We start from the raw sequence: 6,728 nt of genomic DNA, 5'->3' as shown, positions 1-6,728 counted from the left end.
CCGGTGTTCACCGGGCGCCCCCCTCGTCGTGAGCCGGCGGTCTACTCCCCGAGCAGGACCCGCACCCGCTCCTGCCCGACCGCCAGCAGCAGCGTGGGCAGGCGCGGACCGGTGTCCCGGCCGACCAGCAGGTGGTACAGGAGCGCGAAGAAGGACCGCTGGGCGGTCTTGATCTCCGGCGGCAGCTCCTTGGGCGTGGCGTCGGCCGGGAAACCGGCCTGCACCTTGGGCACGCCGTAGACGAGGTGGGTCAGCCCGTCGAGGGACCAGTGCTCCGCCAGTCCGTCGACGAGCAGCCGCAGGGACTGCCGGGACGGCTCGTCCAGGGACTTCAGCAGCTCGTGGTCGGGCTCCTCGCGCACGATGGTCCGCTGGTCGGCGGGCACGTGCGTGTTGATCCACGCCTCGGCCTTGTCGAGCCGCGGCCGTGCCTCGTCGAGCGAGGTGAGCGGGTCGGCGGGGTCGAGCTCGCTGAGGATGCGCAGGGCCTGGTCCTCGTGCCCGGCGGTGATGTCGGCGACGGACGCGAGGGTGCGGTACGGCAACGGCCGCGGGGTGCGCGGCAGTTCACCGGCGGCGGTGCCCACGGCACGCGCGTGCGCGGCGACGTCCGCCGGCAGTGCGGTGCCGTCCGCGACCTTGGCGTCCAGCTTGTCCCACTCGTCGTACAGGCGCTGGATCTCCTGGTCGAAGGCGATCTTGAAGGACTGGTTGGGCCTGCGGCGGGCGTACAGCCAGCGCAGCAGCTGCGGTTCCATGATTCGCAGCGCGTCGGCGGGGGTCGGGACCCCGCCCCGGGAGGACGACATCTTCGCCATCCCGCTGATGCCGACGAACGCGTACATCGGCCCGATCGGCTGCTTCCCGCCGAAGATCCCGACGATCTGCCCGCCGACCTGGAACGAGGAGCCCGGCGAGGAGTGGTCGACGCCGGACGGCTCGAAGACGACCCCTTCGTACGCCCACCGCATCGGCCAGTCGACCTTCCACACCAGCTTGCCGCGGTTGAACTCGTTCAGCCGGACGGTCTCCGAGAAGCCGCACTCGGCGCAGGTGTACGTCAGCTCGGTGGTGTCGTCGTCGTAGGCGGTGACGGTGGTGAGGTCCTTCTCGCAGTTGCCGCAGTACGGCTTGTACGGGAAGTAGCCGGCGGAGCCGGAGCTGCCGTCGTCCTCGGCGGCCGCGCCGGACCCCTCGGCGGCCTCCAGCTCGGCCTCGTCCAGCGGCTTCTGCTGCTTCTTGCCCGGGGCCTTCCTGGTCCGGTACTGGTCGAGGATCGCGTCGATCTCGCCCCGGTGCCGGACGGCGTGCAGGATCTGCTCGCGGTACACGCCGGAGGTGTACTGCGCGGTCTGGCTGATCCCGTCGAACTCCACGCCCAGCTCGGCCAGCGACGCGGTCATCGCGGCCTTGAAGTGCTCGGCCCAGTTGGGGTGGGCGGAGCCCGCGGGGGCCGGGACGGAGGTCAGCGGCTTGCCGATGTGCTGCCGGTAGGACTCCTCGTCGACCCCGGCGATGCCCTTCGGCACCTTGCGGTAGCGGTCGTAGTCGTCCCACGAGATCAGGTGGCGTACCTCGCGGCCCCGGCGGCGGATCTCGTCGGCGACGAGGTGCGGGGTCATGACCTCGCGCAGGTTCCCCAGGTGGATGGGCCCGGAGGGGGAGAGGCCGGACGCGACGACGACCGGTTTGCCCGGGGCCCGACGCTCCGACTCCTCGATGACCTCATCCGCGAAACGGGAGACCCAGTCGGTGGTCTCGGTGCTCTGAGCCACGATCGGCACGTCCTCTTTCTGACGGTTCTCACGAGCAGCCGGTACGGTCGCACGGCTGACCGCCTCATTGTCCCAGACCCCTACGCGCCCAGGAAAACCGCTTTACGCCCCATGGGATACTGGCCGTGTCCATCCATCCCACGAGGAGAACGGCACCCAACTCCATGGCCCCGGTCACGTCCCTCAGCGCCAGCGTCCAGCAGCACCTCGCGACGGCCCTCTCGGCAGCCCTGCCGGAGGCCGGTTCCGCCGACCCGCTGCTGCGCCGAAGCGACCGGGCCGACTACCAGGCCAACGGCATCCTCGCGCTGGCGAAGAAGGCGAAGGCGAACCCGCGGGAGCTGGCGGCGCAGGTCGTCTCCCAGGTGGTCACCGGCGAGCTGATCCAGGACATCGAGGTCTCCGGCCCCGGCTTCCTGAACATCACGCTCACCGACCGGGCCATCACCGGGAACCTCGCCGCGCGGTACGCGGACACCGACCGCCTGGGCGTGCCGTTCGCCGAGAACCCGGGCACGACGGTCGTCGACTACGCCCAGCCGAACGTGGCGAAGGAGATGCACGTCGGCCACCTGCGGTCCGCGGTGATCGGCGATGCGGTGGTCCACCTCCTGGAGTTCACCGGCGAGACGGTGGTGCGGCGTCACCACATCGGCGACTGGGGCACCCAGTTCGGCATGCTCATCCAGTACCTGGACGAGCACCCGCACGAGCTGGACCACAAGTCCTCCGCGGACGGCGAGGTCTCCGGCGAGGAGGCGATGTCGAACCTGGGCCGCCTCTACAAGGCCGCGCGGAGCCTCTTCGACTCCGACGAGGAGTTCAAGACGCGGGCCCGGCGCCGGGTGGTCGACCTCCAGGCCGGCGACGCGCACACGCTCGCCGTGTGGCAGCGGTTCGTCGACGAGTCGAAGATCTACTTCTTCTCCGTCTTCGAGAAGCTGGACATGGAGATCCGGGACGCGGACATCGTCGGCGAGTCCGGCTACAACGACATGCTCGCCGAGACCTGCCGCCTGCTGGAGGAGTCGGGCGTCGCGGTCCGCTCCGAGGGCGCCCTGTGCGTGTTCTTCGACGACGTCAAGGGCCCGGACGGCAACCCGGTCCCGCTGATCGTCCAGAAGTCCGACGGCGGCTTCGGCTACGCGGCGACCGACCTGTCGGCGATCCGCGACCGCGTGGGCAACCTGAAGGCGGACACGCTGGTGTACGTGGTCGACGCCCGCCAGTCGCTGCACTTCCGGATGGTCTTCGAGACGGCTCGGCGGGCGGGCTGGCTGGGCGACGACGTGACGGCGCACCAGCTGGCCTTCGGCACCGTGCTCGGCAAGGACGGCAAGCCGTTCAAGACCCGTGAGGGCGAGACGGTACGCCTGGTCGACCTCCTGGACGAGGCCATCGACCGCGCCTCGGCCGTCGTACGGGAGAAGGCCCAGGACCTGTCCGAGGAGGAGATCGCCGAGCGGGGCACCCAGGTCGGCATCGGCGCGGTGAAGTACGCGGACCTGTCGACGTCGGCGAACCGGGACTACAAGTTCGACCTGGACCAGATGGTCTCGCTGAACGGCGACACCAGCGTGTACCTCCAGTACGCGTACGCCCGGATCCGGTCGATCCTGCGCAAGGCCGGCGACGTACGCCCGTCCGCGCACCCGGAGCTGCCGCTGCACGAGGCGGAGCGGGCCCTGGGCCTGCACGCCGACGCGTTCGCGGAGACGGTCGCCGAGGCGGCGACGGAGTACGCCCCGCACAAGCTGACGGCGTACCTCTACCAGCTGGCGTCCCACTACACGACCTTCTACGACAAGTGCCCGGTCCTGAAGGCCGAGACGCCGGAGCAGGTGGAGAACCGGCTGTTCCTGTGCGACGTGACGGCCCGCACCCTGCACCGGGGCATGGCCCTGCTGGGGATCCGGACGCCCGAGCGGCTCTGAGCACCAGGGGCGCGCAGTCCGCGCCCGGGAGGTGAGTGATCGTTTCCCGGCGCGGTCCCCGGTCCGGCCCGCCCCCGGGCAGGTCTCAGCCGCCGTCCGAGGACCCGTACGAGCCGCCCGCCACCCGCCGCAGCCGCCCGGCCTCCTCCCTCATCCGGCGTGCGACCCCGCCCGCGCCGCCCGCGCCGTCGTCCAGTCCGCTGGCCAGGAGCTGGGCGGCGAGGGTGTCGAAGTAGTGGGCGGTGGACAGGAGTTGCTCGTCCACGTCGAAGGCCGGCGGGGTGCCCGCGGCGATGCGGTGGACGTCGTCGAGGACGCCGTTGATCTGCCGGCTGATCTCGTCCCGGGCGTCCTGCGCCAGGCTCACCGCCCGCCCGGTCTGGGCGAGGACGGAGTGGCAGGAGCGCCGCAGTTCCCGCGCCAGCCGGTCGTCGCGGCTGGTGAAGGTGTGGCCCACGTCGTAACCGAGGCTTCCCTGGACGACGCGGGAGCCCACCGCGATCGACTCGTGGTCCCGCAGGTCGATGGCGCTGGTCGCGCCGAGCGCGGCCCGGAAGCAGGGGTGGACGTGGAACTCCGTCTCGTGCGGCTGCACCGGCAGGTCGTCGTCACCGGCGAACACCACGTCGTTGCCGCGCCGCACCCCGAGGAACCCCACGCCGTGCAGGATGTCGATGACGCCGGGGAGCGTCAGGGCGCCCGCGTAGGCGGGGAACAGCCCGTGGAGCGACTCGGCCGCCGCCTCGAAACGGGTACCGAGGGCGGCCCGGGTGACCACGTAGCCGGTGTTCTGGAACAGCGGGAAGAGATGCTTGAGGAAGGGGTGCGCGACCAGGTACTCCAGGGACAGGTCCTTGAGCTTCCACGCGGAGAACTGCCGGGCCGCCTGGAGGACGTCCGCCTCCGTGATCCGCTCCCGGCCGTGGATCAGCCAGGCCGTCTCCTGGCAGAGGTTGAGGAACTGGATGGCGTCCCGCGGCCGGGGCAGACAGCGGCGGAAGAGGTAGGTGGCGGTCTCCTCGCCCTGCACGGTCTGCGGGAAGAGCTCCCGCCACAGCCGCTCCTCGGTCAGCTCCGCTCCGGTGGAGGCCCGCGCGCGGGCCAGGGCGAGGTCCCGCAGCGCCTGTTCCGTCCAGGCGATCCGCAGTTCGTCGCCGCGGAACTTGTCGCCCTCCCCGAAGGACAGCGAGTCGTAGATGTCCGCGCGCAGGAACAGCAGGAACCGCACCGAGCGCGTGTAGAGGCTGGCGGCGTGCTTGGCCGCCAGCAGCAGCCCGATCACCATCGAGACACTGTCCGGCTCGGCCGACCACACCTGCTCCAGCTGGTCGACCATGAGGAGCAGCGGCCCGTGCGCGCCGTCGCAGCCGACGTCGCTGAAGGCCCGCGCCACGCCCTGTTCGACGACCTCCAGCTGCCGCAGGGCCTGCGCGCCCTCGGACGGCGACTGCGCGAGGTCCAGGCCCGCCTTGAAGCCGAACGCCTCCAGGGACAGGGAGGTCTGCAGGCCCCTGGCGCCGTGCGCGACGCGCTCCCCCAGCCGGCCGTCCGCCGCCTCCCCGTTCTGCTTCAGGAAGCGGGCCAGCACCTTCACCGAGTCGGGCCGCCGGCCGTGCGCGTCCTTGGCGTGCGTCGCCAGGTGGCGGGCGGCGTGGACGGCGAACAGGTACCGCCAGATCAGCGCCTTCGCCGAGTCCCCCGGCAGCCCCTGCAGTTCGAACCGCCGGATCTGCTCGCCCGCCGCCTCGTCCGGGGTGACCAGGACCGTCCCCGCGTGCTGGCCGCCGTCGGCCGTCAACTGCATGCAGATCGCGCTCTTGCCGGACCCCTTGCGGCCGATGATCAGCATCTTCCGCCCGGCCAGCGCGGCCTTGTAGGCCGCGTTGGGCAGGAAGCCGCCGCGTAACAGCAGCCCGTCGGTCACGTCCCGTTCGGCGTCCTCGCGCCCGAAGTGCAGCTGCGCGAGCACCGGCCCGTCGGCCATCCCCGTCCCCCTTGACGTCGCCCCGTCGCCCGTCGGCCCCCGATCGCGGCCCGTACGGGTCCTCCAGCGGACACCGTAGCGGCAAGCCCCGCCCCGGCTCAGCCTTCGCGCACACCCGGACGCCGGGCGTCCGGACCGTTGTCAGTGGCTGCCTCTACAGTCCCCCGCATGGCGACACTTCCCAACCCGCTGCCGAAGCTGGCGGCCGACCCGGCCGGCCGGTCCCTCGGACTGGACCTCCCGCCCGGCAGACTGATCGACACCACCCACGAGGGGCCGTGGCACGAGCCGTTGCTGTGGTGCGCGGACCAGCGGCCGGCGGCCGGTACCTGGACCGCGCTGCACGCGGCCGGGCGGACCGTCGGGCTGCTTCCGCTGCTCGTCGACGCCGGCGACAGCCAGGGCGGCCTGAAGGGCTGGGAGTTGATGCCCGACGAGGTGTCGTACCCCGGCGATCACGACGCCGAGGAGGTACTGAGCGCGTTCTGGGACGCGTACGCGGCGCACGGACCCGGGTCCGGCCCCGCCGAGGCGGACTGGCCCGGACTCGCCCCCGCCGGCGTCCTGGACGCCGACCCGGACGCGCGCGCCGCCGAGGTGGCCGAGTCGCTCCTCGCCGACGGCTCCTCCCTCAAGGCGCCGCGCTGCGCACTGGTCCCGGCCCGCCGCTCCGCCGACATCCCGGCCGCCATCGGCTGGAGCGGCCCGTGCAATTACGAGAACGACGTGGCCCGGCTCTGTTCGGTGCTGCGCTCCTGGGAGGACCGCTTCGGGATACGGGTCGTCGCGCTCACCTTCGGCCGGCTGACCGTGTCGGTGGCCGCCCCGCCCGCCACCGAGGCCGAAGCCGAGGCGCTGGCCGCCGAGCACTTCGCGTTCTGCCCGGACACCGTCGGGCGGGGCGACGACACGACACTGCGCGCCTACGCCCAGCGTCAGCTCCTCCACCAGCCCGCCTGGCACTTCTGGTGGGACTGACCGGCCTCACGGCAGGGGGGTCATCCCCTCCCGAGCCGTGATCCCGGACTCCTCCTC

At 72.0% G+C, this 6,728-nt stretch carries 4 protein-coding genes; 2 read left to right on the top strand and 2 right to left on the bottom strand.

Going from position 1 to position 6,728, the window contains the following annotated elements; translation table 11 throughout:
- Positions 1 to 41 precede the first annotated feature (41 nt).
- The gene (lysS, locus tag ACWD0J_RS36330; RefSeq protein WP_451500135.1) at positions 42 to 1,784 is read right to left on the bottom strand and encodes a lysine--tRNA ligase; all 1,743 of its coding nucleotides are present in this window, start codon (positions 1,782 to 1,784) and stop codon (positions 42 to 44) included.
- 155 nt (positions 1,785 to 1,939) lie between these two features.
- Between lysS and argS the strand changes: the two genes are divergently transcribed.
- Complete coding sequence (argS, locus tag ACWD0J_RS36325; RefSeq protein WP_451500136.1) at positions 1,940 to 3,709, top strand: arginine--tRNA ligase; 1,770 nt, start codon at positions 1,940 to 1,942, stop codon at positions 3,707 to 3,709.
- 85 nt (positions 3,710 to 3,794) lie between these two features.
- Here argS and ACWD0J_RS36320 read toward each other — a convergent pair whose 3' ends face one another.
- On the bottom strand, positions 3,795 to 5,693 hold the full coding sequence (locus ACWD0J_RS36320; protein WP_451500134.1) for a P-loop ATPase, Sll1717 family: 1,899 nt from the start codon (positions 5,691 to 5,693) through the stop codon (positions 3,795 to 3,797).
- A 168-nt stretch (positions 5,694 to 5,861) separates the two neighbouring features.
- Here ACWD0J_RS36320 and ACWD0J_RS36315 point away from each other — a divergent pair, with 168 nt between their 5' ends.
- Entirely contained in the window at positions 5,862 to 6,671 is an 810-nt protein-coding gene (locus tag ACWD0J_RS36315; RefSeq protein WP_451500133.1) for a DUF4253 domain-containing protein, read from the top strand.
- Positions 6,672 to 6,728 lie beyond the last annotated feature (57 nt).

The organism is Streptomyces sp. NPDC003011 (assembly GCF_053591515.1).
The sequence above is the reverse complement of the archived record's forward strand: the minus strand, read 5'-3'. Positions and strand labels throughout refer to the sequence as shown.

What these genes read in the sequence shown, in the direction of transcription:
- ACWD0J_RS36320 (WP_451500134.1), bottom strand. Translation starts at nt 5,693, where the DNA reads ATGGCCGACGGGCCGGTGCTCGCGCAGCTGCACTTCGGGCGCGAGGAC.
- ACWD0J_RS36315 (WP_451500133.1), top strand. Translation starts at nt 5,862, where the DNA reads ATGGCGACACTTCCCAACCCGCTGCCGAAGCTGGCGGCCGACCCGGCC.
- argS (WP_451500136.1), top strand. Translation starts at nt 1,940, where the DNA reads ATGGCCCCGGTCACGTCCCTCAGCGCCAGCGTCCAGCAGCACCTCGCG.